The sequence below is a fragment of the Methylobacterium sp. yr668 genome (assembly GCF_900116245.1).
Classification (GTDB): Bacteria; Pseudomonadota; Alphaproteobacteria; order Rhizobiales; family Beijerinckiaceae; genus Methylobacterium.
In genome coordinates this window covers 1-25,076 of sequence record NZ_FOZY01000038.1, presented here as the reverse complement: position 1 = coordinate 25,076, position 25,076 = coordinate 1, and the positions used below count along the sequence as shown (strand labels likewise).

23 protein-coding genes and 1 pseudogene are annotated in these 25,076 nt (G+C 67.4%); 6 read left to right on the top strand and 18 right to left on the bottom strand.

The window, feature by feature from the left end; genetic code table 11:
* Positions 1-371: 371 nt before the first annotated feature.
* The 3 genes from BM419_RS27770 to BM419_RS27760 all read right to left on the bottom strand — a co-directional run bounded on the left by BM419_RS27770 (position 372) and on the right by BM419_RS27760 (position 3,577).
* A complete protein-coding gene (locus BM419_RS27770) occupies positions 372-1,748 on the bottom strand; it encodes an MFS transporter (protein ID WP_056531145.1) in 1,377 nt (458 codons plus the stop codon).
* A gap of 201 nt (positions 1,749-1,949) precedes the next feature.
* The gene (locus BM419_RS27765; RefSeq protein WP_029359437.1) at positions 1,950-2,600 is read right to left on the bottom strand and encodes a polysaccharide deacetylase family protein; all 651 of its coding nucleotides are present in this window, start codon (positions 2,598-2,600) and stop codon (positions 1,950-1,952) included.
* A 74-nt stretch (positions 2,601-2,674) separates the two neighbouring features.
* Complete coding sequence (locus tag BM419_RS27760) at positions 2,675-3,577, bottom strand: LysR substrate-binding domain-containing protein (RefSeq protein WP_020096257.1); 903 nt, start codon at positions 3,575-3,577, stop codon at positions 2,675-2,677.
* Between the two features lie 210 nt (positions 3,578-3,787).
* On the opposite strand from BM419_RS27760, the gene BM419_RS27755 reads away from it, so the two are divergent.
* From BM419_RS27755 to BM419_RS27740, 4 genes are all read left to right on the top strand, one after another.
* Positions 3,788-4,276 (top strand): carboxymuconolactone decarboxylase family protein, encoded by a 489-nt coding sequence (locus tag BM419_RS27755; protein ID WP_020096256.1) that lies wholly within the window; start codon positions 3,788-3,790, stop codon positions 4,274-4,276.
* Positions 4,277-4,356: 80 nt separating this feature from the next.
* Positions 4,357-5,751: an MFS transporter gene (locus tag BM419_RS27750; RefSeq protein WP_244492141.1), complete on the top strand. Its 1,395-nt coding sequence runs from the start codon at positions 4,357-4,359 to the stop codon at positions 5,749-5,751.
* On the top strand, positions 5,748-6,404 hold the full coding sequence (locus BM419_RS27745) for an alpha/beta hydrolase (RefSeq protein ID WP_056531139.1): 657 nt from the start codon (positions 5,748-5,750) through the stop codon (positions 6,402-6,404). The genes BM419_RS27750 and BM419_RS27745 overlap by 4 nt, the downstream gene beginning before the upstream one ends.
* A 14-nt stretch (positions 6,405-6,418) precedes the next feature.
* Positions 6,419-7,270: a fumarylacetoacetate hydrolase family protein gene (locus tag BM419_RS27740; protein WP_056531136.1), complete on the top strand. Its 852-nt coding sequence runs from the start codon at positions 6,419-6,421 to the stop codon at positions 7,268-7,270.
* Between the two features lie 595 nt (positions 7,271-7,865).
* On the opposite strand, the gene BM419_RS27735 is transcribed toward BM419_RS27740, so the two are convergent.
* The 8 genes from BM419_RS27735 to BM419_RS27700 form a co-directional block, all read right to left on the bottom strand.
* The gene (locus tag BM419_RS27735) at positions 7,866-8,666 is read right to left on the bottom strand and encodes an alpha/beta fold hydrolase (protein ID WP_056531133.1); all 801 of its coding nucleotides are present in this window, start codon (positions 8,664-8,666) and stop codon (positions 7,866-7,868) included.
* Between the two features lie 140 nt (positions 8,667-8,806).
* Positions 8,807-10,156, bottom strand: coding sequence for an MFS transporter (locus tag BM419_RS27730; protein ID WP_056531130.1), 1,350 nt, complete (start codon positions 10,154-10,156; stop codon positions 8,807-8,809).
* Positions 10,157-10,329: 173 nt separating this feature from the next.
* Positions 10,330-11,136, bottom strand: coding sequence for an enoyl-CoA hydratase/isomerase family protein (locus BM419_RS27725; RefSeq protein ID WP_020096249.1), 807 nt, complete (start codon positions 11,134-11,136; stop codon positions 10,330-10,332).
* A 43-nt stretch (positions 11,137-11,179) separates the two neighbouring features.
* A complete protein-coding gene (locus tag BM419_RS27720) occupies positions 11,180-12,739 on the bottom strand; it encodes an AMP-binding protein (RefSeq protein ID WP_056531127.1) in 1,560 nt (519 codons plus the stop codon).
* Positions 12,732-13,265, bottom strand: a complete 534-nt coding sequence (locus tag BM419_RS27715) for a (2Fe-2S)-binding protein (RefSeq protein WP_042669571.1) — start codon at positions 13,263-13,265, stop codon at positions 12,732-12,734. The genes BM419_RS27720 and BM419_RS27715 overlap by 8 nt, the downstream gene beginning before the upstream one ends.
* Positions 13,253-14,116, bottom strand: a complete 864-nt coding sequence (locus BM419_RS27710) for an FAD binding domain-containing protein (protein WP_056531124.1) — start codon at positions 14,114-14,116, stop codon at positions 13,253-13,255. The genes BM419_RS27715 and BM419_RS27710 overlap by 13 nt, the downstream gene beginning before the upstream one ends.
* Positions 14,113-17,085 carry a xanthine dehydrogenase family protein molybdopterin-binding subunit gene (locus tag BM419_RS27705; RefSeq protein ID WP_056531121.1) on the bottom strand — a complete coding sequence of 991 codons (2,973 nt, stop codon included), beginning with the start codon at positions 17,083-17,085 and terminating at the stop codon, positions 14,113-14,115. Before BM419_RS27705 ends, BM419_RS27710 begins: the two co-directional genes overlap by 4 nt.
* 137 nt (positions 17,086-17,222) lie before the next feature.
* Positions 17,223-18,080, bottom strand: a complete 858-nt coding sequence (locus BM419_RS27700; RefSeq protein ID WP_020096244.1) for a helix-turn-helix domain-containing protein — start codon at positions 18,078-18,080, stop codon at positions 17,223-17,225.
* 475 nt (positions 18,081-18,555) lie between these two features.
* On the opposite strand from BM419_RS27700, the gene BM419_RS27695 reads away from it, so the two are divergent.
* Together BM419_RS27695 and BM419_RS33040 are read left to right on the top strand one after the other, a co-directional pair.
* Complete coding sequence (locus tag BM419_RS27695) at positions 18,556-19,584, top strand: IS110 family RNA-guided transposase (RefSeq protein ID WP_091928337.1); 1,029 nt, start codon at positions 18,556-18,558, stop codon at positions 19,582-19,584.
* A gap of 252 nt (positions 19,585-19,836) precedes the next feature.
* Positions 19,837-20,019, top strand: a pseudogene (locus BM419_RS33040) (integrase core domain-containing protein); the annotation flags it as partial.
* A gap of 314 nt (positions 20,020-20,333) precedes the next feature.
* On the opposite strand, the gene BM419_RS27690 reads toward BM419_RS33040, so the two are convergent.
* The 7 genes from BM419_RS27690 to BM419_RS27660 form a co-directional block, all read right to left on the bottom strand.
* Complete coding sequence (locus BM419_RS27690) at positions 20,334-21,809, bottom strand: site-specific integrase (protein ID WP_175556392.1); 1,476 nt, start codon at positions 21,807-21,809, stop codon at positions 20,334-20,336.
* 348 nt (positions 21,810-22,157) lie between these two features.
* On the bottom strand, positions 22,158-22,385 hold the full coding sequence (locus BM419_RS27680; protein ID WP_091928334.1) for a hypothetical protein: 228 nt from the start codon (positions 22,383-22,385) through the stop codon (positions 22,158-22,160).
* Between the two features lie 10 nt (positions 22,386-22,395).
* The gene (locus BM419_RS27675; protein ID WP_175556391.1) at positions 22,396-22,905 is read right to left on the bottom strand and encodes an HIRAN domain-containing protein; all 510 of its coding nucleotides are present in this window, start codon (positions 22,903-22,905) and stop codon (positions 22,396-22,398) included.
* Complete coding sequence (locus tag BM419_RS32630; RefSeq protein WP_175556390.1) at positions 22,892-23,290, bottom strand: hypothetical protein; 399 nt, start codon at positions 23,288-23,290, stop codon at positions 22,892-22,894. The genes BM419_RS27675 and BM419_RS32630 overlap by 14 nt, the downstream gene beginning before the upstream one ends.
* Before the next feature lie 7 nt (positions 23,291-23,297).
* Positions 23,298-23,501, bottom strand: a complete 204-nt coding sequence (locus BM419_RS27670) for a hypothetical protein (protein WP_091928332.1) — start codon at positions 23,499-23,501, stop codon at positions 23,298-23,300.
* Between the two features lie 74 nt (positions 23,502-23,575).
* Positions 23,576-24,706, bottom strand: a complete 1,131-nt coding sequence (locus BM419_RS27665; protein ID WP_139257144.1) for a hypothetical protein — start codon at positions 24,704-24,706, stop codon at positions 23,576-23,578.
* Between the two features lie 98 nt (positions 24,707-24,804).
* Positions 24,805-25,076 (bottom strand): transposase (locus tag BM419_RS27660; protein WP_139257143.1); only part of this gene is annotated, 272 nt, incomplete at its 5' end.

Below are 25,076 nucleotides of genomic sequence, written 5' to 3'. Positions count from 1 at the left end.
GCATGACGCGGTCCCAGAACGCCTCAGCGCGGGCGCGTTCGGGTTGATTCTCCACCTTGTTCAGGCAGGCCCGAATGAAGACGCATCCGCCGCGACGGCCTCAGCGCGGATCAGCGGGGCGGCATTCCTGGCCTGGATCTTCTCGACAATCGAGAGCAGGTGCGCGCGATCCACCGTCTTACGCGTGGCGCTGCCGGAGCGTCCGCTTCGGAGAACACGGCGGTGTACCCCGAATGGCCGGGTTGAGCGCGAAGCGAAACGGTCGGTCCTACGCGCCCCGACGATCCGGCGAGACGTAGTCTGGCCGTAAGCGGCCGATCCGCTTCAGAGCATGCCCGCTGTGGAATTGGACACTAGCGACAGGAGCGATGTCACGACCGCGTGCCGAAGTCGCAGCCCGTGTTTATTGGCTTTGATGACAGAGGTCTTTCAACCAAACGCGGCTTGCGGAGGGAGAGAATAGCCATTCCGCCGGTGGCAAGGACGAAAGCGACGAGACCCGTCGAGACGGCGAGACCGCCCGTCAGGCTCGTGAAAAATCCGAACGCGATTGGCGCCGCCAGGCTTCCGACCTGCCCCATGCTGCTGATGAAGGCGAGACTTCCCACGGCTTCGGCTTCGGTCAGGAAGCGCACCGGTATGGTCCAGAACAGGGCGGTCGCCGACAGATAGCCGATGGCGAGCAGGGCCAGGCAGGCGATGGCCGCCGCAACGTTCTGCGCGACGAGGGAGATGGCGAGGGCGGCCGTCGCGGCCAGGAAGGCGGATAGGGCGAAATGCCACCGCCGCTCGAGCCGCCGGTCCGAACTACGGCACAGCAGGAGCATGCCGACGGCACCCACGGAATAGGGGATCGCCGACAAGAGCCCGACGCTGAACACGTCGGCTACGCCCGATCGCTGGATAATCGTCGGCGCCCAGAAGTTCAGAACGGTCCCCGCCCAGGTGATGGAGAAATATCCGAAGGTCGCGATCCACAGCTTCGGATTTCGCAGGGCCGACAGGAAGGCCCTCGCTGGCGCGTGTCCCTGTTCGAAGGTCCCGGATGAGAGATCGGCCGCCACGATCGCCTTCTCCCGTGGCGTCAGCCAGGCGGCATCCGCGGGTCGGTCACTCAGCACAAAGAACGCGCCGACTCCGACGAGTACCGGCAGCGCCCCCTCTACGAGAAACAGCCATTGCCAGCCCTTGAAGCCGGCCGCGCCAGCGAGGTGCTGGATGATCCAACCGGAGGCTGGTCCGCCTACGATGCCCGACACCGCAATGGCGAGGACGAACAGCGACATCACCCGCCCGCGCAGGCGATGGGGGAACCAGAAGGTGAGGTAGAGGACGATGCCCGGGAAGAAGCCAGCTTCGGCCGCACCGAGTAGGATCCTGGCCAGGTAGAAGGTCGCCGGGCTCGTCACAAACGCCATCGAGCAGGACACGAGGCCCCACAGACACATGATACGTGTCAGCGTCTTCCGCGCGCCAATGCGGCCAAGGAGAAGATTGCTCGGCACCTCGAAGAGGATGTACCCGACGTAGAAGATGCCGACGCCGAAGCCGTAACTCGCGTCCGACAGGCCGATGTCACTCTGGAACGTCAACTTGGCGAAGCTGACGTTTACACGGTCGATGTAGTTCAGGACATAGCATAGGAAAATCATCGGGATCAGCCGGAGGCTGATCTTCCGATAGATCCTGGCTCGTTCGTTCTCAGACGCTTGCTCGATAGCAACGCGCGTCTTGGACGCATCGGCCATTCCAAATCCCCCATTGCGAGCTTGGCTTCCGCGGCGCGATCCTGTTCGAATAATTCGCGTCGTCCCGACCGAGCCAAATCTCGCTACGAAGCATAGCAGGCCATTTTGCAGTGTTGCGATGATATATTTTCGTCGTTTCAATCGATGCCATCGATCGATGATGCCGGCAGATCTGTCGCACGCCCTGCGAGGGTGTGCCGATCAATCGGCCATGAAGTCCGGAGACATCGACACAGTCCGTCCCGCTTCGGTCAAAATCACCGACCTCGGAATCGCCTGCTCGAAGGTCGCTCCAAGATCTGTCAGACGTTGAAGCAGCTCAGGCAACCGGACGAGGCATCCAGCCTCGATGTCATGAATGACCATGACACTCCAGTCCTGCTCCCGCACCTGGGCCATCGCGGTCTCGACCCAGCCGTCCGCGTCCTTCCAGTCACCGGGGACGCTGTTCCAGGTGATCGTCGTGTAGCGTTCGGCGAGGAGGTGATCGAGCGCCGCCCGACTCAACAGATGCCGGCCGATCAGTCCGTCGTTCCCGTAGGGGCGGAAGAGCTTCTCCGGTCGCGTCAGCGAACCGATCCTTTGCTGCGTCTCCTCGATCTCTCGGAGCGCATAGTCCCGGTCCGTCCGGTCCCCGAGTGCCACCGAATGCGTAAAGGTGTGATTTCCGATCCAATGCCCCGCTGTATGAGCAGCCCGCATGAGATCGGCTGCAGCGGGGTCGTCGAGCCTCTGCCCGATCACGAAGAAGGTGGTCTTGATTCCGGCCCGGTCTAGGATCCCCAGGATCTGATCCGTCACATGTGGTGTGGGGCCGTTGTCGAAGGTGAGGGTGACCTGCTTGGCTGCCATATCTGACTCCAATTCGGGCTCGTTCGCCGTAGCGGTCGTGGACACACTGGCGAGCTCCCGCGACGACATCCCCGCTACAACCGACGCGTCGAATGAGAAGTCTTATCGCAGGCTCGTCGGAGCGTGTGCAGGAAGGATGCGACGTGCGGAGGCAGGACCTCGTTCCGGCGCAATAGCACGCCAGGGCTCCGCATGGGCGTGGGAGTTTCGAGAGGAACCGACAAAAGCGTCCCATCCTCTGGGACGGCCTGTCTCGACAGGATCGCGACGATGTTCATACGCCGAACGAGGCCGAGGATGGGACCGATCGTGTTCATCTCTGCGACGAGGTGCGGGACGGCGCCGCATTGCCGGAAGCAGTCATCCAGCAGCCTGCGGGTGGTGAATTCCGGTGAGAGCAACACGACCGGCTGATGGTGGAGTTCCGCCATGCGGACCCATTTCCGGGCTGCCCACCGGTGTTCAGGCGAAAGCACGAGATCCAGAGGCTCGTCATAGAGGGGTTCGAAGGCGAGATCCTGCTGGTGGTCCGGCCTGTAGGAGATACCGAGATCGAGGGCACCGGCCAGGAGCCGCTCCTCGATCACGCTAGCGGCGAGTTCCTCCACGACGACGCGCATCGAAGGATTGCGGGTGAGGAACTCGGTCAGGCAGGCGGGGACGAGATTGACGTTAAAGGTGTGCGTCGCGGCGATCCTAAGCCAACCGGTCAGGACCTGATCCTGGGGGGACAGCGCCCGAAGGCCCTCGTCCAGTTCGCCGAGGGCCCGTAGGACACGGGGCAGCAGGTTCTGCCCGGCTTCAGTGAGGAACACGCGCTTGCCGACGCGGTCGAACAGGCGTTGCCCGACCTGATCCTCCAGTTGCCGGATCTGGTGAGACAGGGTCGATTGGGTGATGTGCGTCTGCCGCGCGGCCCGGGTGAAGCTCAGGTGCTCAGCCAGAGCCACGAAGTAACGCAGGTGACGGAGTTCCATCGGTCTGCCCGTTCGATCGACGGCATCGATCAATTGAATGCATCGATATCATTATATCGATGCAACCCGGCGCGCTATACGACGCTGACGCTGGGCTGACGGCTTCTACCTTCACGGTCCGCCACTCCGCGCAAACGCCCTGATTGGGAGCTCGAAGTGCCGAGGATTGGGAACGCGAGCCGGGCCAGCGTCGGACCAGATCACCAGGGATTGTTCGACCGCCTGGAAGCGCTGCGGGGAAAGCCGGTCGAGAACGTCTTTCTCGCCGTCGCCAACGCGCCTGCGCTGTGTGACGGGGTTCTCGCGATGGCGATGTCGCTGCGCCAGAGCACTCTGCTCGACCGGCAACTTCGCGAACTAGCCGTCCTGACGGTCGGGCTTGAGACGCGGGCTGACTACGAGGTCGCGCATCACTGGAACTCGGCGGTGAAGGCCGGGCTGTCCCAAGCCAAGCTGGAGCAGCTTGCGCAGTTCGAGACGGATGACCGGTTCACCGCTTCCGAACGCGCCGTCATGCGCTTCGCTCGCGACGTGACGCGGACCGGCCGTGTCGATGACGGCCTCTGGGCCGAATTGTGCGGGTTCCTGGACGAGCAGGAGCGACTAGAACTGGTCCTGACGACGGCTTGGTACAACTGCGTCGTTCGCATCCTCCTCCCCCTCAATATCGAACTTGAGGACTGGTTCTCACGTCTCTGAGGGCGAGCGCGAGAGAACTTGCGCCCGGCGTGCCTTCGAACCGGACGGAAGTTCCGGAACAGAATAGGGAGATCATGAAAATGGACGTGACGCCCGGAGGTGATCCGCCCGTGCTTGGCCGACCGCCGGCTAAGTCATTCGAGACGGATGATGTGGATAGCGCCGCACTCTATCGAAAATTGCAGTGGCGGCTGCTGCCGTTCCTCTTCGCATGCTACGTGGCTGCCTATCTCGACCGGGTGAATATCGGCTATGCGCAGTTGCACATGCGCGCGGAGCTGGGCTTCAACGACGCGGTTTACGGCCTCGCCGCCGGACTATTTTTCGTCAGTTACTTTCTGTGCGAAGTTCCGAGCAACTTCGTCCTTCAGCGCGTCGGCGCCCGGCGAACGCTGGCGCGCATCCTAATCCTGTGGGGGCTCGCCTCCTCGGCAACGATGTTCATCACCGGGCCCCATTCGTTCTACGCGCTGAGGCTGATCCTGGGAGCGTTCGAGGCGGGCCTCGCCCCCGGGGTGATGTACTATCTGACGCTCTGGTATCCGAACCGCCGCCGGGCGGAAATGACTGCAATTTTTCTGAGCGGCAGCATGCTCGCCGGTGTGATCGGTGCACCTGTCTCAGGCTTCATCCTCGAAGGCATGCAGGGCGTCCTCGGCCTCAGGGGCTGGCAGTGGATGTTCCTTCTGGAGGGCATGCCGGCCGTGCTTCTCGGGCTCGTCGCGCTCCGGATCCTCGTCGACAAGCCTCAAGATGCTCCCTGGCTGACATCATCCGAGAAGATGCTCCTTTTGGCAGAGATCAACCGGGACGCGAACTTGGCTGCCGGCGGCCATGCATTCGGTGCGGCGTTCCGCGACCCACGAATCTACGTCCTCGCGCTGGCGTACTTCACCCTCGTCTGCGGGCTCTATGCGATCACCTTCTGGATGCCCGTGATGATGCAGGCCGCCGGTGTCCAGGGAGCCGCCGAAATTGGCCTATGGTCCGTAATCCCCTATGCGATCGGCGGCATCGGCATGGTGTGGCTGTCCCGACGCTCTGACCGACGGCAAGAGCGGCGGTGGCACTACGCCGTCTGTGTCGGTGTCGGTGCCTGCGCGCTGATTGGGGCGTCCCTCGCCGGCGCGAACCTTCCAGTCGTCCTGGCACTGCTCTCCGTCGCGACCGCGACGCTCTTCGGCGCGATGCCGATCTTCTACGGCATCCCGATGGCCTATCTCCCCGAGCGTTCGGCCGCGGGCGGCTTGGCGCTGATCAACTGCCTTGGCCTCACGGGTGGCTTCGTGAGCCCCTTCCTGCTGGGCTGGATCCGGAACGCGACGGGGAGCCTGACGCCCGGCCTGTGGTTCATGACGGGCCTGATGCTGACGGGCATCGTGGTGCTACTCCTGGCGACACGCCGCCCGTTCACGCGAGTCACGCCCCACCCCGCCAACTCCGGGCTCAGTTTCGGGTCGGAGGCAGGCCGGTGAGCCTCGATAGCTTGGCCCACCGCTGGTATGCGTCGGAAGGGAGCCGATCGCCGCTCCTCCTGCTGCACGGCACCGGAGGTGACGAAGACGAGCTTGTGCCCTTTGCCCAGGCAGCGGCCCCCGGCGCGCCGATGCTGGCCGTCCGCGGAGCCGTATCGGAAGGTGGCAAGCTGCGCCACTTCGCTCGCCATCCGGACGGTCGTTTCGATTCATCCGAGGTCGTCCGCCGAGCCGATGAGCTGGCGGCCTTCGTCGCGGCCGCCCGCGACCGTTACGGTTTCGGGCCTCCGCTTGCCCTCGGCTTCTCGAACGGAGCCAACATCGCGGCCGCACTCATGCTTCTGCATCCTGCTCTTCTGACGGGCGCGATCCTGTTGCGCGCCGTTCCACCGCTGACTGGTACCGCGGCCGCTGCCCTTGTCGGGCAGCGCGCCGTCGTTGTCTCGGGCGAGACGGATACGATCGCGCCGCCGGCACTCGGGGCCGATCTGGCACTTTGCCTGACCGAGCTGGGCGCCGAAGCGACCCACCATGTCCTACCCTGCGGCCACGACCTGACACCGGCCGATGTGCCCCTCGCCCGCGACTGGCTCAGCTCTCTCGCCGAAGGGGCGCCCGCTGGACCGGCTTCCTCCCACTTGATTCGCCCTTGATCCGGAGATGATCGATGAAGCTCTGTCGTTACGGTGAGGTTGGGTCCGAGCGGCCTGCTCTGGTCGATGCTGCAGGCGTCCTCCGCGACCTCTCGTCGGTGTGCCGTGATCTTGGTCCGTCCGAACTCGCGCCCGACGGTCTCGCCAGGATCGCACAGACGGATCCGACGCGCCTGCCCCGGGTAGAAGGAAGCCCCCGCCTCGGCGTTCCCTTCACAGGCCTCTCGAAGTTCATCTGCATCGGGCTCAACTACTCGGACCACGCGGCCGAGGCCGGCATGGCCATCCCGAGCGAGCCAATCATCTTCCTCAAGGCTCCGAGCGCCGTCTGCGGGCCGAACGACGACACGATCCAGCCCCGCGACTCAACCAAGCTCGACTGGGAAGTGGAACTCGGCGTCGTGATCGGATCGACGGCGCAGTACGTCACCGAGGAGCACGCCCTCGATCATGTTGCCGGATACTGCGTCGTGAACGACGTCTCGGAGCGGGCCTTCCAGCTTCAGTCCAGCCAATGGGACAAGGGCAAGGGATGCGATACGTTCGGTCCAATTGGACCCTGGCTCGTGACAAAGGACGAGATCCACGATCCGCAGCAGCTCGACATGTGGCTCGACGTGAATGGAACCCGCCGTCAGACGGGCAATTCGCGCACGATGATCTTCGGCGTTCGCGAGATCATCGCCTATTGCACCCGATACATGACGCTCCTGCCCGGCGACATCATCGCGACGGGCACGCCGCCGGGCGTCGGCATGGGGATCAAGCCCAAGCCCGTCTGGTTGCAGCCGGGCGACACGGTCTCGCTAGCGATAGAGGGCCTTGGGCAGCAAAGCCAGCGCATCCGGCGGACCGATCACGGCTAGGGCGCCTGTCGGCCGGCTCAGGGTCGGGAGGGCGATCCGCCATCCAATCCGGGCTGAGCCGGCGGCCTGCTCGGATCATGCATTTTGCAGGATCGCGATCTTAGGCCCGTAGGTCCGCTTCAATGTGCGGCAGGTGCAGAACTTTGCAACGGCCTTGCACGTGCTGACCACGAACGCAGTGAAATGCGGAGCACTACGGGCTGTGTTGGCCAATTCGCCGTGACGCGGGAGGTAGTGGCCGAAGATGGCGTGGCATAGCAGCATGATCTAGGCCTCACACCTGAACGAACAAATGGCGCTCACCTCAAGCAGGCCAATGCCTGGCTTCCCTCGTGAGTATGCATGTGGCCGACGTTCGCTTTCATGCCTTGCTGGCCGAAATTCGATAGACAGAAAACCACTCATCGAAGACGTTCACAGAAGTGCTTCGTGATGGAAAATGCTGGCCGGAAGCGGAATGGAGATTTGCGGAAGTGCGGGACATATAGCAGACGTGGCGTTTCGGCCTCTCGCAGAACCGCGAACTGAAGATGTGCTTCTGTTGTCGGAGACAGCTCTGTCATTCATCATAGCGCCGTCAGGATTGTGCAGATCCTTAGCCTGGTTCGTCTTTCAAGACATACTCGACGAAAGCCGAGATGAGAGCGACCGTGTCCGCGAAAGCTTCGCGATGTGGTTCATGACCGACATCCGGCATCTCACGGACTGTGAGCAGGCTGGGTGGACACGATCTGCGGGCTGCAGCGATCTGGGCTTGCGTCCCGTAGGCGTCCTCGGTTCCCTGTATAAGTGTCACGGGGACGGTCAGGCGTGTCAGCGCAGCCTCGATCGTCCATCCGCGCCGGGCCGGATCCAGCCATGCGTCGTTCCAGCCACGGAAGGCCCCTTCGACATCGGTGTGCCAGCGGCCGAGGCGGGTCCTCAAGAGCCCCCGCTCGTAGGCGGCTCGGGTTCGCCGGATCGCGGACAGCGTGACCTCCTCCACGAAGAAATGCGGCGCGATCAGCACACCGCCCCGCAGGCGGGCATCGCCTTCCGCCAAGGCGAGAGCGGCGATCGAGGCGCCGTCGGAGTGGCCGATCATCACGCCGCTCCTGAAATCTGCGGCGTCGAGTAACCGCGGGAGGACTGTGCGGGCCTCGTGCTCGAGATAGTCGGCCGGGCGAGGCAAGGGCACCGGGCTCGACGCGCCATATCCCTGGCGGGAGACGGCCAGGACACCGCACTCTGTCGTTTGGGCGAGGGTCTCGGGCAGAGCGCCCCATTGCATCGCCGAACCGAGGCCTTCGTGGAGCAACACAAGCGTGGGGGCCACCTCCGGCTGTCGACCGACGAAATGATATTCCAGTCGACCATCGCCGAGATCGAAGAAGCCGGAGGATTGCAGACGAGCCATTTCATCGCTCCCACCGGGATTCGACCAGCACGTATCGTCCTTCCCTCGGAATAGGGAAGGACGGACTGGTCAGGGGCGTGCAGGCGGAGGACCAGCAGAACGCTCGCCCTGGGAGGTGGCTCCGCCTGCATGGGGGGCCGTCACGCCCGGTCGAGGTTGCCCTGCGTCTCCGGAGTGATAACGGCGCCAACGAGATAGACTAGCGTGACGCATGTCATCACGACCGTCAGCACCATCGGGATCTGCGTCGGCCCATCGGCGATGAGGGAGACGAACGTCGGCAGCATGCCGCCCAGCGCGAAGCCGATATTCCAGGTCAGGCCCGTCCCCGTGGCCCGTACCGCCGTCGGGAATTTTTCATTGAGGAAGATCAACAGCGGCGCGTAGCTGGCGTTGGCGATGAGCGAGAGAAGGAAGGCACAGGCCGCGACACCCATGAGGCTCGTCGTGTTCGCCATGGTCAGGAAGAGAACGGGAAAGGCGAACAGGCGGATGACTCCCATCAGCAAGAACGACCGCTTGCGCCCGATATGCTGGCTCAGTTCGCCCATGCCGCAGGCGCCGATCGCCGCCGCCACGTTGGCGCCGATCAGGATCATCGAGGCGGTGGCGTTCGGTACGCCGTTCACGAGCTTGAGGAGGGTCGGCAGGTAGCCGGACGTGAGGTAGTAGGCCGCGCCGCCGCCGAAGGAGATGAGCGTCGCGACCGCGAAGCTTCCCCGGTTGGACGGCGAGAACAGCGAGCGGATCGGCGAGGCCTTCGCCGGAGCACCCTCCCGGAGCGCGGCCTTGCGGGCCTGCAGTTCCTTGAAGATCGGGGATTCCTCGAGGTTGCGGAAGAGGATCAGGCCGATCACCGAGGTCAGTAGGCCCGAGAAGAACATCACCCGCCAGCCCCAGTCGGCGAAGGCCTCGCCCGGCGCCATGAGCGAGACGAGATAGAAGACCAGGGAGGCCAGGAGGCCGCCGATGGCCGAGCCCCCGCTGCCGACCGCCCCGGACATCAGCCCCCGCCACCGCTCCGGCACAGATTCCGTACCGATCGTGTGGGATGCCGCAACGACACCGCCGACGAAGACGCCCTGGACGAGGCGGAAGAATAGGAAGATCGCGGTGGCGAGCCATCCGATCTGGCCGACCGTCGGCAGGAGGCCGAAGACCGCCGTCGACAGGCCGACGCCGATTACCGCCACCATGAGGGCGCGGCGGCGGCCGAAGCGGTCCGCATAGGAGCCGAACAGGGCGGAGCCGAGGGGCCGGATCAGCAGCGTGACCGCGAAGGAGGCATAGGCTCCGGCCAGCGACAGCATCGGCTTGTCCGCCGGGAAGAACAAGGTGCCGACGACCGGCGCCACGTAGAGCAGAATGAACAGGTCGAAGAGATCGAGCCCCCAGCCGAACAGCGAGGCCATGGCGGCCGTCGCCGTCTGCCGGCCGGTGGGCCTGGCGAGGGCGGGGGGATCGGATGCGAAGGTGGCGGCGGTCTGCATGGGGTTCCTCCGGGGGATGCGGTCGTTGCCGCGGTGGGGCCGGTTCGGGCTCTGGGTCTGGATGGGAGCCATTCGGGCGCGCGCCGTCGTTTCCCGCCTGGGCGGGATCGAAGCGATGCGGTGAAGGTCACGGGATGGGGGGAGCCGCTATGCAGCCCCCCGGCGCGGCCGGGCTATGAGCCGGTGAAGCGCGGCGCGCGCTTGGCGTGGAACGCTTCGACGCCCTCGCGGAAGTCATCGGCCTGCCGCAGGCGGCTGTAGCAATGCCCTTCGAGCTCGATGGCGATGGAGAGGCTCGCATCCTCGGTGTCGTTGAGGAGCTTCTTGGCGGTGCGCTGGGCGATGGGGGAGAAGGCGCGCAATTCGTCGACCAGCGCGTCGGTGGCCTTCTCCAGGTCCGCGTCGGCCACGCATTCGGTGGCGATGCCCCAGTCGAGGGCCTGCCGTCCGGGGATGCGCTTGGAGCGCATCACGATGTCCTTGGTCCGGGTGATGCCAACGATCTTCTGGAGACGGGCCGAGCCGCCGGAGCCGGGAATCTGCCCGAGCTTCTGCTCGGGCAGGGCGTAACGGCAGGTCTCGGAGACGATGCGGAAGTCGCAGGCCAGCGAGATCTCGAAGCCGACGCCGAACGTATAGCCCCGGTTGGCGGCGATGACGGGCTTCGAGCAGCGGGCCGGCGCCGCCATGTTCCAGGCGAGCTTCGAGACGTGCTCGGGCGAGGCGTCGAGGAAGCCCTTGATGTAGCCCCCCGACGAGAAGTGTTCGCCCTCCGCCCGCAGGACGATGACCCGCACGCGGGGATCCTCGTCCAGCGCCTCGAACACCTTACGGATCTCGTCGCGCTGGGGCATCGCAATGACGTTCATGGGCGGCCGCGCCAGGATCACGTCGGCGCGCTCGCGCTCCGAGTCGATCTCGACGCGGAACCCGTCGAGGTTCGTCAGGCGCGGGTCGATGGTGTGGGTGTCGCTCGTCATGGGTTTGGTCTCTCGCTTGTGATTCGGAGTGGGGGCGGGACCGTCAGGCAGCCTCGTGACCTTCGGCATGGGGCTCGGCCCCGCCTTCCAGGACGTACTCGCCGGCCACGAGTTGGCGGCGCAGCAGCTTGCCGACCGGCGATTTCGGGATCTCGTCCACGAAGACGTAGCGGCGCGGCAGCTTGTGACTCGGCAGGCCGCCGGCCCGGCAATGGGCGTCGAGCGCCGCCGCGTCGGTGCTGCCGCTCCGCTTGATGAAGGCCGCGACGATCCGGCCCCAGCGCTCGTCGGGCAGGCCGACGACGGCGACTTCGGAGACCGCCGGATGCAGGGACAGGCGGCTCTCGATCTCGACGGGCGAGACGTTCTCGCCTCCGGTGATGATCATGTCGTCCACCCGCCCGGTGACGTAGAGGTCGCCGTCGGCGTCGGCGAAGCCGGTGTCGCCGGTGAAGTACCAGCCGTCGCGGAAGGCCTTGGCGTCGGCCTCGGGGCGATGCCAGTAGCCCTCGAAGGCTTCGTCGCCCTTGGCGATGACGGCGATCTCGCCCTCCTCGCCCGGCGCGGCGGTCCGGCTAGGATCGCCCCCCAGGGACACGACACGTACCATGGTGTTGAGGCCCGCCCGCCCGGCCGAGCCGGGCTTAACCGCCGCCTCGTGGTTGATCGTGAAGGTGTAGACCTCCGACGAGCCGTAATGATTGACGAAGAGGTCCGGCCGGAACGCCTCGGTCAGGCGGGCGAGCAGGCCGTCCGTCATCGGTGCCCCGGCGAAGCCGAGCTTGCGCACGGAGGTCGTGTTGGTCGCCTGGAAATCCCGGTGGTGCACGAGGTCGTGGTAGAGGGTCGGCACGAGGTAGAGGTTGGTGATCCGCTCGGCCGCGATCAGCCGCAGCGCCCCCGCCACATCGAACCGGGGAAGGCAGACGAAGGTCCCGCCGATCAGCGACATGGCGAGGAGCGAGCGCACCCCCATCGTGTGGTAGAGTGGCATCACGCCGAGCGTGCGCTCGCCGCGCCCGTAGAGGTTTTGCGCTACATGGGCCACGGCCGCCGCGCGCTCCGCCCGGTGTCGCCGTGGGACCCCCTTGGGCTTGGCGGTGGTGCCGGAGGTGTAGAGCATCAGCGAGATGGCCTCCGCGTCGGCCCGGGGCGTCGCCGACGGCCCCTCGGTGGCGGCGAGGTCGGCGAAGGCCGTCTCGCCGGGGCCGGGTGGCGTGCCGACGGCGATGCGCGGGATCAGCTGCGATGCCGCGCTCTCACGCAGGCTCGCGGCCGAGACCGGTTCGTAGGCGATGGCGCGGGCTTCCGCGTTCTCGATCGCGAAATCGATCTCCTCGGCCTTGGCCCGCCAGTTGATTGGCGTGATCACGACTCCCGAGAACTGGCAGGCCCAGTGCAGGGTCGCCGCCTCGTGCCGGTTCTGAAGGACCGTGACGAGGTGGTCGCCGGGCTTCAGCCCGAGCCGGTCGAGCCCGGCCACGGTCGCGGAAATGACCCCGAACCACTCCGCGTAGGTCAGCCGGGTCTCCCCGTCGACCAGGGCCAGGGCCCAGGGATCGCGGGAGACGCTCGCGAGGAAGCTGGTGCCGAGATCAAGCATGGGCGGCCTCTGGGGATGACGGGGCCGGGATGTCGCCCCTGAGTTCCGCAGCCGCCTCCAGGGCGGCCTCGATGATCGGCGCGTAGCCGGTACAGCGGCAGAGATGGCCCCCGATCACTTCCGTGATCTCTCGTCGTGACGGGTTCGGCCGGAGCGCGAGATAGGCGTCGAGTGACATCAGGATGCCGGCGGTGCAGAAGCCGCATTGCAGGGCGTGCCGCCGCCGGAAGGCCACCTGCAGCACCCCGAGGCGGCCAGGCTCCGGGGCCAGACCCTCGACGGTCCGCACGGCACAGCCCTCGACCCCCACCGCGAGGGTCAGGCAGGCCCGGGCGGGCACCCCGTCGATGGACACCGTACAGGCGCCGCAGACGCCGTGCTCGCAGCCGACATGCGTGCCCGTGGCCCCAAGCCCGTGGCGCAGGGCGTCGGTCAGCAGGGTGCGGGTCTCGACTTCGACCGCGGTCTCGCGCCCGTTGAGGGTGAAGGCGACCGTGTGACGGTCCTGCGCGTCTAGCTGTGGCATGGCACGGCCTCCTGATGGGTGTCGCCGCGGGCGACCTTGGCGGCTTGTTCCAGCACCCGGCGGCCGAGGCTGCGCACGAGGTCGCGGCGGTAGCGGGCGGTGGCGTGGAGGTCGTCCCCCGCGCCGAGGTCCCAGGCGAAGGCGTTGAGGGCATCGTCGAGCGCCGAGCCGTCGAGTTGGGGGAAGTCGCGGGCTGTGGGCCGGTCGGCGACGCCGCCGACAGCGAGCCGCATCCGGGTGCCGTCCACCACGGCGGCGCAGGCGACGATCGCGTAGTCGCCATGTCGCCGCCCGATCTCAGCGAAGGCCGTGCCGGTGCCCTCCCGCCGCAGCGGATAGGCGATGGCCTCGATCATCTCGTCGTCGGCCCGGTCAGTGACCATCATGCCAGCGAAGAAGGTCTCCGCCGCGACGCGCCGGACCTTTCGCCGGTTGCGCAGATGCACCTCGCCCTGGAGCGCCACGAGGCAGAGGGGAATCTCTGCGCTCGGGTCGGCATGGGCGACGGAGCCACACAGTGTCCCCCGTGCCCGGGTCTGGATGTGCCCGACCCACGGCAGGGCGGCGGCCAGCAGCGGCAAGTCCCGGGCGAGCCCCGGCCGGTCGAGCAGGATCGCCTGCCGCACGCCCGCCGGGATAACGAGGGCCCCCTTGTCGAGGCGAGGCTCCTTGAGAGCGGGGATGCGCATCACGTCGACGAGCACGGCGGGCTTCGTCAGCCGCATGTTGAGCATCGGCATCAGGGACTGGCCGCCCGCGATGATCCGGGCCTCGGGGCCGTGCTGGCGCAGGGCTTCGAGGGCGTCGTCCACGGACGTGGCGCGCAGATAGGCGAAGGGCGCGGGTTTCATGCGGACACCCCCAGACGCGCGAGGAGCCATCGCAGGGCGGCTGGTAGGCGGAGCCCGCGCTTGCCGGACCCGCCGGCTCGCCGGGCGAGGGCCGTGAAGAACCCGCCGATGATCACCCGCGCGGCCCCGTCGAGGAGGCGTCCGCCCACCGCCGCGACCTTGCCGCCCACCGCCGCCTCGTAGACGTAGGCGATCCGCGTGCCCCCCGAGCCGTCGGGCTCCAGGGTCAAACGGCCGGTGCCGCCGCCGCTGCCGAGGCCGCCCGTCACCGTGCCGGTGAGCGTCACCGCCCGGGGCTCATCGAGATCGGAGAGGATCACCTCGGCCTTGTAGCGACCCTTCACCGGACCGACGCCGAGGGTGACGTCGGCCTGGAACCTTGTGTCGGAGAGCTTCCGCACCCCATGCGAACCGGGAATGACGGAGGCGAGCACGTCCGGGTCGAGGAGCATCGCCCAGACCGTCTCCGGCGGGGCAGTGACGGTGGCCGCGCCGTCGCCGCGCAGGGTCCGGTCGCCCGCCTTCGCGGCGGCCTTCGCGGCTCGACCGGCCGGCGGCGCCGGCTCGTCGCCCCCTGCCGCGAGGGCGGCGAGCTTGGCAGGCGTCAGGGGCAGGTCGATGGCCTCGAGGTCGAGGGCGTCGGCCACCGCGTTGGCGAGGCAGACCGGCGTCGACATGCAGTTTCCCTCACCGACCCCCTTCGCGCCGAGCGGCGTGAAGGGAGACGGGCTCTCGACGTGCAGGATGCGCAGGTCCGGCACCTCGGTCGCGGTGGGCAGGAGGTAATCGGCGAAGGTGCCGGACAGGAAGGCGCCGTCGTCGCCGTAGGCGAGTTCCTCGTAGACTGCCGCGCCGAGCGCCTGCGCGAAGCCGCCGCGCACCTGGCCTTCGACCATGCCCGGGTGCAGTACGCGCCCGCAATCGTGCATCGAGACGTAGCGGTCGATGGCGATTTTCCCCGTGACCCGGTCGATCTCCAGGCCGCAGATGTCGAAGATGAAGCCGTGGCAGAGGGAGGAATTGATATGGTCCTCCGCGTCCGGAGCGGTCAGCTCCGGGGGCGTCCAGAACACCGTCTCGCGGATCACCGCGCCGAGATCCTCGGGCACGAGGCCCGGCGACCAGTGGCTCGTGGCGGCCACCCGCGCGAAGGGCAGGCCTGCATCCGGGTTCAATCGCGAGGCGATGCGCCCACCCGCGAAGAGCAGGTCCTCGGGACGTAGGTTCAGCTGCGCCGCCGCGATCCGCGCGAGCCTGTCGCGCAGGCGGGTGGCGGCGAGGTGCGCGACCCCCGCCACGGCGGCGGCGAAGCGGCTCGCATAGTTGCCGGAGGCAATGGACCATGCGTCCTTGGCGGTGTCGAGGTCGGCCGTGACCCGGACCTGCTCCATCGGGAGGCCGAGGACGTCGGCCACCACCTGGGCCAGCACTGTCCGGTGCCCTTGGCCCTGCGGCACCGAAGCGACCTGCACCGTCACCGAGCCGACCGGATCGAGGGTGATGGTGGCGGTCGATTGCGCGCCGTTCTTCGGCCCGGCCTTGGTGCGCTCCTCCGCCGTCAGGACGGTGGTGATGTAGCCCATGTTGGAGACGCTGGGCTCGACCGCCGCCGTCAGGCCGATCCCATAGAGGCGGCCCTCGGCGCGGGCGGCGTCCCGTCGCCGCTTCAACTCGACGAGCCCGCCATCCCGGGCGGCTTCGTCGAGGGCGCGCTGGTAATTGCCGGAATCGTAGAGAGCGCCTGTCGCGGTGCGGTAGGGAAAGGCGTCGGCCGGGATTAGGTTTGCCCGGATCACCGCGAAGGGATCGAGGCCCAGCGTCACGCCGATGCGCTGCATCAGCCGTTCGAGCGGATAGTAGACCTGCGGCCCGCCAAAGCCGCGCACGAGGCCGGTCGGGGTCTTGTTGGTGAGCACCACCCGGTTGCGTACGGCGACGTTGCGGATGGCGTAGGCGCCGGTGAGGTTGCCGTGCATCCGGTAGAGCGTGGCGGGTTCGGGCGCCCGCAGGTAGGCGCCGCAATCCTCGACCTGATCCCAATCGAGAGCGGTGACGCGCCCGTCCGCCTCGAAGGCGGCCCGGAGGGTCGTGACCCGGTTCGTGGCGGAGACGGAGGCCGAGAGGTGCTCCAGCCGGTCCTCGATCCACTTCACCGGCCGTCCCACGAGGCGGGCCGTGGCGGCGATCAGGACCGCGTAGGGGGCGACGCCCTGTTTCACCCCAAAGCTGCCGCCGGAATCCGGGGGCGTGCGCAGGCGCAGGCGGTTGCCCGGCACCTTGAGCGCCCGGGCAACGACCGCGTGAATGCTGAACGGCCCCTGGAAGTTCGCGAGCACGTCGTAGGAGTCGTCGGTGGGGTCGTAGGAAGCGACGACGCCGTAGGTCTCCATCGGCGAGCCGGTGTTGCGCGGGTAGCGCACGGTCACGGACAGGCTGTGCGGGCTATCTGCGAAGGCGACCTCGGGGTCACCGTAGCGGAAACGCCGGTCGCTCACGAGATTCGCGCCGACACCCTCGTGCAGGATCTCGCTGTCGGGGGAGAGGGCCGCCAGCGGGTCGACCACCGCCGGGCGGACCCGGTACTGAACCTCGATCAGGTCGCAGCCGTCCTCCGCGAGGTAGCGGTCGCGGGCGACGACGATAGCCACCGGCTCGCCGACATAGCGCACCCGGTCCACCGCGATGGCGCGGGCATCGACGGCCGCCCGCAGGGCGGGGACGAGACCGGTGGTGACGGCATCAAGGTCGCGGCCCGTGATCACGGCGGTGACGCCGGGCAGCGCCTTGGCCGCCTGGACGTCAATGGCGAGGATGTCCGCATGGGCGTGGGGCGAGCGCAGGATCGACGCGTGCAGCGTGCCGGGCCGCGTGCCGAGATCGTCGATGTAGCGGCCGAGCCCGGAGAGCAGGGCGGCGTCCTCAACGCGCTCTACGGACCGTCCGACATAGCTCGTTGACACGATGCCCAAGCCGCTTCCTCCACCGGACCTCTCGATGGGGTCCTTGTCGCGGGCAGAGTGACGGATCCGGGCGGGCGCCACGATGCCGAGGCATCTCGCGACTTACCCAAACGTCTCATTTTCGACGTGGCGGAGGGCCTTTGGCTTCACACGGCGGGTTGGCCGCTTCGCCGGACAATGCTGCGGAATACGCTTGGGGGCACGCTGACATGATCCCGGAAGAAGCGCGAGAAATGGGCAGGCGCGGCGAAGCCGAGGCGCGTGCCGATCGCCGCCAAGGATTCCTCGCTGCCCACGATCGACTCGACGGCCTGCTCGATGCGGATCGCGTTGAGGAAGACGTGGGGCGGAGCTCCGGTGGATTGCTCGAACAGGCGATAGAATTGCGCTCGGGAAAGGCCCGCCTCACGGGCCAGGGCCTCGATCCCCAACGTGGCACCGGGCTCGGCGCGCACTCGCGCGATAGTCCGCCGGATGCGCCAATCGCTGGCGTTGCGCCTGGCGGCGGCGCGGAGCGACTCGGCCTCCTCACGCCACGCGGTGAACCGCTCGATTACCGCGATCATCAGGCCCGACAGCAACTGATCCTGAATGTGCGAGGAGTGCGGCGCGTAGACCATCTCCGCAGCGAGGTCGTGCGCGAAGCGGCGGATCGTCGGGGTCACGCCGCCCAAGGGCTTTCCAAAGAAGCCAGGCGCCCCGCTCGCCGCCCAATTGCGCCGGAAGGCCCCCAGCCAGTCCGGCTCGATATAGAGGGCCAGGATCATCGCCTTGGCGCGGCGCGGATCATGGAGATAAGCGTGCGTTTCCCAGGCATTGACGAGCACGGCCTGTTCGTCGGTCAGCGCAACGACACGGTCCCCGACGAGGAACTCGGTGTCGTCCCCTTCGACCTTCAGAAGAACGTGGCAGTGCGGATGCGCGTGCCGAACAAGGCTCCGGTCCATGTCGAGGAGCGCCACGCGACCAAAGGTGCCATGAGCAATCTCGAGAGCCTCAGACATGCCTGCAAGTAGCATGATTCCGACGGCACAACCAGTTTCTGGCCGGCCGGCTGATCGCATAAAATACGCCGTGTCATCGCTCCGACGATCTTACGGGATAGCTGATTTCCGTTCCGAGCCTACCCATCAGTGCTATGGCACCATCGACTTTCAGGACATGCAATGTTCTCCGGCGCCAGTATCGATCGCTTCATTGCGGCAAACGACAGTTCCAGTTGATGCCGACACTGTCTGCTTGCCGCGAGGCAGGCAGCGCGCTCCAGCGGCGGGTATGGGCGCCAAGCCGAATGTCTGGTTTTACCCGCGATTGCGATCCAGCGTGTCGTAGTCTGGCCGATAATGGAACGGCTGCTTTGGAAATGGGGGGCAGAGAAAGCAGATGGGGTGGATGGCTCCCGCTCCGACTGACGGCATCTCGGTGCCAAGATGTGGTCGCTGTCGAAGCAGCAGCCACGCTCATGCAGGAGCCATCCCCATGGAGATCACCACCGTCGGCATCGATGTGGCCAAAAGCATCTTTCAGGTTCACGCCGTCGATGCAGCTGGGCACGTCGTCGTTCGGAAGGCGCTGCGGCGGGCGCAGGTCACGCCGTTCTTCGCCAAGCTGCCGCGGTGCCTGATCGGCATGGAGGCGTGCGGCACAGCGCACCACTGGGCCCGGGAACTCATAAAGCTCGGCCATGACGTGCGGCTGATGCCGCCGGCTTACGTGAAGCCGTACGTCAAGCGCGGCAAGACCGATGCGAACGATGCCGCTGCCATCTGTGAGGCGGTGACGCGCCCGAGCATGCGCTTCGTGCCCGTGAAGGCGACCGAGCAGCAGGCGGCGCTGGCGCTGCACCGGACGCGCGACCTGCTGGTCAAGCAACGCACGCAGCTGGTGAACATGATCCGAGGCCTGCTCGCCGAGTTTGGGATCGAGATGGCGCGGGGCCTGCGGCACGCGCTCGAACTGGCGGCCCGGCTCTCGGCCGGAGACGCGGCCGAGGTGCCGCCGTTAGCCCAGCGCGTGGTGACCGGGTTGGCCGATCAGATCGGTGCCTTGCAGATTCAGCTCACCCGACTGGAGAAGGAGTTGCTCACCTGGCATCGAGACAGCGACCTGTCGCAGCGGCTTGCGACGATCCCGGGTGTCGGCATCGTGTCGGCAACCGCGCTGGCCGCCTCGGTGAGCGAGCCCGAGCGCTTCCGTTCCGGTCGGCAGTTCGCTGCCTCGTTGGGCCTGACACCGCTGCAGAACTGCAGTGGCGGCAAGGAGCGCCTGGGCCGGATCTCACGCATGGGCGACCGCTACCTGCGCCGGCTGCTCGTGGTCGGCATGACGTCTCTGATCCGGCGCGCGAAGACGACACCGACCTCGGTCGACCCGCGGCTGCCGGCGCTGCTGCAGCGTAAGCCAGTGCGCGTGGTGACTGTGGCGGCGGCCAATCGCACGGCGCGGGTCGCCTGGGCGATCATGACCCGCGGCGGCACCTACCGCGCACCGGCGGCCACGGTCGCCTGACAGCACGCAAAGGAGACGTTTCCAGGTTGCGAGGACGATGAGAGTTGATGGCGAACCGGTCAGACCGGGAGCCGGGACACCCCGCCGGCTGTCCAGGGCGTCATAGCCCGCAAAGCAGAGTGGGACCCAGCTCACGGATACCATCAGGGCCAGCAGTCAACATGAACGACTGCATCGACAGGCCGGACACAAGACTGCACCCGACCAACGCGTCAGAAGCTCAATTCGCCACTTGCAATGCGGGAGCCATCCACACAAGACGGCCGCCGACGCGACGAGTGCCTGAACGCGAACTGCGTCCCTGTCGCTGGCCGACATGAGGAACAAGATCGAGACGAGGCGGCGGCACTACAACGAGAGCGGTCCTCAGACCGCCCTGGGGTGGCCAACGGCCCAGGAATGGCCCGGGAAACGGCCTTGCAAGCCGCCCAATGAGATTTGGAAGCTCACCTTCCGGCCGGATCAAGATCTGGCCGACCCTCAGGAACGTCGTCGCCCATGTTAGGCAATTTGTGATGCATCCCGGCCCGATTGCAAGCGAGATGGTCGACGATCTTTAAGCGTTTGCAGCGCCTTAGCTAATTGGTGGTGGGCCCGGCAGGACTCGAACCTGCAACCAGACCGTTATGAGCGGTGTGTAGGGACCGAATTCCGCAGAGGGAAGGGTGAGAACAAAGGCGGTACTGGAACCGCTATTCCCCCCGGTTCCCGCCCATTCCGGTTCCGGTACGGTTCCGGTGCCGGAAGCCTCAGGCGGCCTTCGCCACGGTCGCCAGGGACCGGCGCTCCAACCCACGCCGCTTGAGCCGGGCATCCCGGTTGGCCGCCGCGATCCGCAGGTCCTTGTCGCGGTGGTAGTGGATTGAAAAGGCGTCGTGGAGCTCGGGCGGCGGCAGCGACCGCTTCTTCCGGCCGCCGGCGATGCCCGCCTGGTAGTCAGCGGCCCAGTGGCCGTAGACCTCCAGCAGCACCTTCTCGCTCATCCCGAGGTAGTTGGCCGCGTCCCACGACTTCACCCCGCGCTGGAGGAGCCACGTCGCGCAGGTGTGGCGCAGCATGTGCGGCGAGCCCTGGAGCCCGGCGTTGGCCAGAGCCACGCCAAAACCCTTATTCACCTGCTCGACCGGCGCGCCGTTGAACTCGACGACGAAGTCTCGGCTGATCCCGAGGCGCTTCCACCGGCGAATGTGGGCGAGGAGCCGGTCCGGGATTCGCACCGGGGGCTGGCGCTTGTTCGTGGCGGCCTGCCCGACCGCGAGGCGGTGAAACATCCCGCTCTCGATGTCGAGCCACGAACGCCCCGGGATGGGCTCGAACGCGGCGGTCGCGATGGCACCGGCCCGGGTGCCGGTGTAGATGCCGAGCAGCGTGAACCGCGTCAGGTGCCGGTGCGGTCGCTTCTTGGACGTCACCACCTCGCCGGCCCGGGTTCGGCTGTCCTTACGGACTGTCATGACGGCCCGCTTACGCCACATACCGAGCAGCAGCCTGCCCGCCTCGGGGCGCTCCAGGTGGTGCTCGCGCCGCTTGCCCTTGGCCGGCAGGGCCACCTCGACGATCTCGCGGCAGTAGCCCCGGCCTCGATGCCAATTGATGGCTGCTCGCATGTCTTCAAGCTCGCGCCGGGCGCCCTGCGGCGTCACAGTGCGGGCGACGTTCCCGGTCGCCTCGGGCCGCGCCGATTTCCACGCCTGCCCACACCGCCACTCGACGTAGGCGTCAACGCTGTCACCGTCGACGTCGGCGAGCGTCTTGCCCTGCCACCATTCGCCGAGCTGCAGTAGCCTGGCCATGCACCGGCCGGCGCGTCCCTCGTAGATGGCGGGCTTGGCGTGGACAATGCCGGCCTTGCCGTCCTCGGCGCGGAGGTCCTCTACCTTCTTCTGGACGACACGCGTGCCCCACATCAGCAGAACGTCGACTACGGCGATCTCGCCGGCGCCGCGGCCCTTCTGGACGGAGGGGGTGTGCTTGGCCGTGATGTAGCCCGCGAGAGCCTGGGCGGCCTTCGCCTCCTCGGCCTCGTTGAAGTCTACGGCTTCGGCCTTCGCGGCGCCCTTGAGGCCGCGGACATCGCGCGCAAAGCACCCAACGGGTCGGCGGACCCCGCCGTCGTCTTTGATGTGCCACTGGGCGAGGCGCTCGACGGAGCCGGCCTTGCCGACCTCGCCGGGCCTGAGCCAAAGGCGGGGTCCACTGTTTTTGCGCGGCATGATTCCCGCCACTCCCTGATGATGCCCCTGGTGACGACGACGTTCCGACCGTGCCGCTCGGGGCGCAGGTCGCCCCGGTCGATGGCTTCCCGAAGCTGACGCTCCGAGAAGATCGGACGCCGGATCGGGACGGTCGCACCTGGCAACCGGTACCGGAGGCAGAGCTCCGGGAGCCAGACCGCGGTCTGCAGGTCGAGCGGCGTGTCATCCTCCGCGAGGGACGCCATCTCAGACCGTCCCTCATGGATGTCGTTCGAGACGATGAGTTCGTACGTCATGAAACAGAGTCCTGAATTCGCTGGAACCGGTCAACGGCCCACGTCGCAGCCTTGAGCATGGAGCCCAGGGATAACTCAGCGCTCACGCCGCCCGCAGCCGGTCTACGTATCCCTGCCACCGGCCGGCGTTCTCGGGATCGCCGGCGGCCCGGGCGTCCTCGGCGCCCGCCTCGCACCAGGAGACGAGGCATTCCTTGTCGAAACGGGCGTCCCGGCCCTGGCCCTGGTGAGGCGCGCCGAGGAGGAGCCAGCCTCGCGGCCGGCGGGTGGTGTCATCAATGGCGACGGCGACCTGCTTCAGCGTGAGCATGGGGTACTCCTCAGAAAGGGATTTCGTCGTCGTCGGCGGCGACGCGCAGGATGGCGAGCCGTTCGACCGGCTCTTCGGGAGGCTGCTCCTCAGATGCCAGCGCCTGGCCGACGAGCAGCACCCGCAGGCTCCAAGCGGTCCCATCGCCGGGGTGCGAGCAGTACGCCCGCAGCGGACGGCCTGCGTCGAGCGGTTCGGCTACCCACGACGCGACGTTGGCCGGCAGGTGACCGAGCATCGTCGAGTTCCCCAGCCAGACCTGGACCGCGTTCTCGTCAAAGAAGTTTTCGGGGTCGCGGACGAGGTTGAGGCGCTGGCCGCTGCGAGGGCGGATCGGTTCGCCATCGAGGCCCTCAGTCGCGTAGGCGTAGAACTGCGCGCCCGCCACCGGGGCTTCACAGCATGGCTCGCCCGCACGGATTCGGTCGGCCTCGACGGCTGCGTCGTAGCCTGTGACCAACACCGTGGCGGGTACGTCCGCCGCGGTACCGGTATCCCCGTCAAGGCTATGCGGTAGCACGGCCGTCCTCGTGGCAGGCAGTGCACCTCGTTTCGGAGACCCAGCCGCAGGACGGCTCGCACGCGTCGTGTTCCGAGCATCCGCATCCGTGGCAGACCAGGCCGAGCGCGCTTGGGATGCGATAAGCGGTCTCCCGAAACTCGGCCTCGACCCATAACCGCTCGTCCATCTGACCGATGGCGACGAGTTGCAGTTCTAGATCGGCGATTTCGAGCGCGGCCTCCGCGGCCCGCCCGGCGGGACCCTTGCCGTAGTCCCGCTCGAAGATCGCCTGCGCAACCGCCTTCTCCAATGCGGCCGCGCCGATCCTGGCCTGCGACGCGGACGTCAGCGTCGCCCAGGCGATCCTGCCATCGAATGGCGCCGTGGCGATCTTGGCTGCCATCGTCGCCTCACTCCCCAACAATCGCCGAGGTCGCCGAAGAGCTCGACGCGTCCGGCTTCAGCACGATGGAGAATCCGGCATCGTCGAGGGCCTGGATCGCACCGGCCGCGGTGAGCCGGGCGTGGTGCTCGTTCATGGGGGCCGGCCCCTTGGCGAGGTACGCCGCAAGGGCCTGCCAGGCGGCGGTGTCGCGGTGGATGTCGTCGGTCATATGATCCGATCCTCTTCTGTGGGGTTGGCTGCGGCCGGTAGAGCGCCCCTGCCGCCGGGCGCGCGACGGAGGCTTCAGTGCCGCCGCTTCGGAGCGTTCGACCCGGCCAAGAGTTCGACGTACGCCAACTCCGCGAGGGCTCTCTCTAGGGGCGTCAGCACGGTTGCCGGACCGGCCCTGAGCGCGGCGACGCGATCCCGGTCGACGGCTACCACGTCGACCGCCGCCTCCGTCGAAATCCCCGCCTTGGCTGCGAGGGCGACGGCGATGGCCATGTCCTCGACGGAGAGGCGAGGCGAGGACGGCGGGGCCTCGACGGAGCCGGCCTGGAGCCCGTCCGGAGAAAGGCCGAGACGTCGCCACGTCGCCCGAACGACGGCGGGCGTGACGTTCAGCATCGGCGCCAGTTCCTCGGGCGTCCCGCCATCTCGGTGGCAGCGGCGCATGTGGACGTCCGGTAGGCCCGGTATGGCCGACGCCACGGCAAGTCGACGGCCTCGCGCCGACAGGCCGAGCTCCTTCCAGATTTCGTAGACCCTGGAGGCCGAGATCCCGTAGGACGCGGTCAATGCCACTCCGGTCGCGCCGGTAGCGTGATCGGCGCGGATCCTAGCCTCGTCGGGCGCGCGGCGCGGGGGACGGACGTTCTTTTCCGACAAGGGGATCTCCTCGGAGGCGGCGGGTTCGGGGGTGGCAAGGCCGGGAAAGACCATCGCGATAGCCTCGGCGGGCAGACCGGCCAGGGCGGCGCGGAGTGCATCGTCGCACGGCGGTAGGACGTACCGGCCGGTCACGGGCTGCGATGGCACGAGCCCCAGCGCTCGGCGCAGCACCTCGCCGACGGCCCGCTCTTGGGCGTGGCGGGCGTCGCGCTCGACGATGGCCGCGGTATCGCCGCCGTTCGCGGCGTGCCCGATGCGGGATGCCCTGCCGCGCTCCTCGGCCGAGATCGCAGGCGGCGTCAGGCCGCGAGCCTCGACGATGCCGCGGCCGGCGTTCTCGACCGTGAGGCCGGCCGCCCGCTCACCACGGCGGAGCGATCCGAGGACGTAGCCGGCCTCGACACAAACCGCGGCGTCCTCGTCCGTGTAGGACCGCGCGCGAGTGACCACGGAAGCGCGCCCCTCGGCGGCCCGTGCCTGCCGCGCCATGGCGCCGAGCGTGCGGTCACCCAGCCAGTGCCATCTCGCCGCGGCTGCCGCCAAGCCGTGGCTCTCGATCAATCGAGCGACGGCGGCCGGCGACGGGGTGCGGTAGACGGACCCGTCGATGAACGGAAGGGCTTTAGAGTCCGTCCGAGAAGTCAGGCTGAGCGGGCCAGTCGCCTGACGAGGATCATGACGGCTGCCGCGTAGAGGAATGCTCTGGCCGAGGCGATAGTCGCCTCTGGATCCTTCCAGAGGCGGCGATTGCGGCTGATCCAGGCGAAGAACCGTTCGACCACCCAGCGGCGTGGATGCACGGCAAAGCCGACTTGATGGGGCGGCTTGCGCACGATCTCGACCGTGATGATCGTGGCGGTCGCCGGTCTGTTGCCGGCATAGCCTGCATCGGCGAAGGCTTTGGCGATGAACG

What these genes read in the sequence shown, in the direction of transcription:
- BM419_RS27680 (WP_091928334.1), bottom strand. Translation starts at nt 22,385, where the DNA reads ATGCTCACGCTGAAGCAGGTCGCCGTCGCCATTGATGACACCACCCGC.
- BM419_RS27710 (WP_056531124.1), bottom strand. Translation starts at nt 14,116, where the DNA reads ATGAAACCCGCGCCCTTCGCCTATCTGCGCGCCACGTCCGTGGACGAC.
- BM419_RS27770 (WP_056531145.1), bottom strand. Translation starts at nt 1,748, where the DNA reads ATGGCCGATGCGTCCAAGACGCGCGTTGCTATCGAGCAAGCGTCTGAG.
- BM419_RS27670 (WP_091928332.1), bottom strand. Translation starts at nt 23,501, where the DNA reads ATGACCGACGACATCCACCGCGACACCGCCGCCTGGCAGGCCCTTGCG.
- BM419_RS27735 (WP_056531133.1), bottom strand. Translation starts at nt 8,666, where the DNA reads ATGGCTCGTCTGCAATCCTCCGGCTTCTTCGATCTCGGCGATGGTCGA.
- BM419_RS27720 (WP_056531127.1), bottom strand. Translation starts at nt 12,739, where the DNA reads ATGCTTGATCTCGGCACCAGCTTCCTCGCGAGCGTCTCCCGCGATCCC.
- BM419_RS27695 (WP_091928337.1), top strand. Translation starts at nt 18,556, where the DNA reads ATGGAGATCACCACCGTCGGCATCGATGTGGCCAAAAGCATCTTTCAG.
- BM419_RS27715 (WP_042669571.1), bottom strand. Translation starts at nt 13,265, where the DNA reads ATGCCACAGCTAGACGCGCAGGACCGTCACACGGTCGCCTTCACCCTC.
- BM419_RS27765 (WP_029359437.1), bottom strand. Translation starts at nt 2,600, where the DNA reads ATGGCAGCCAAGCAGGTCACCCTCACCTTCGACAACGGCCCCACACCA.
- BM419_RS27700 (WP_020096244.1), bottom strand. Translation starts at nt 18,080, where the DNA reads ATGTCTGAGGCTCTCGAGATTGCTCATGGCACCTTTGGTCGCGTGGCG.
- BM419_RS27760 (WP_020096257.1), bottom strand. Translation starts at nt 3,577, where the DNA reads ATGGAACTCCGTCACCTGCGTTACTTCGTGGCTCTGGCTGAGCACCTG.
- BM419_RS27730 (WP_056531130.1), bottom strand. Translation starts at nt 10,156, where the DNA reads ATGCAGACCGCCGCCACCTTCGCATCCGATCCCCCCGCCCTCGCCAGG.
- BM419_RS27740 (WP_056531136.1), top strand. Translation starts at nt 6,419, where the DNA reads ATGAAGCTCTGTCGTTACGGTGAGGTTGGGTCCGAGCGGCCTGCTCTG.
- BM419_RS32630 (WP_175556390.1), bottom strand. Translation starts at nt 23,290, where the DNA reads ATGGCAGCCAAGATCGCCACGGCGCCATTCGATGGCAGGATCGCCTGG.
- BM419_RS27725 (WP_020096249.1), bottom strand. Translation starts at nt 11,136, where the DNA reads ATGACGAGCGACACCCACACCATCGACCCGCGCCTGACGAACCTCGAC.
- BM419_RS27750 (WP_244492141.1), top strand. Translation starts at nt 4,357, where the DNA reads ATGGACGTGACGCCCGGAGGTGATCCGCCCGTGCTTGGCCGACCGCCG.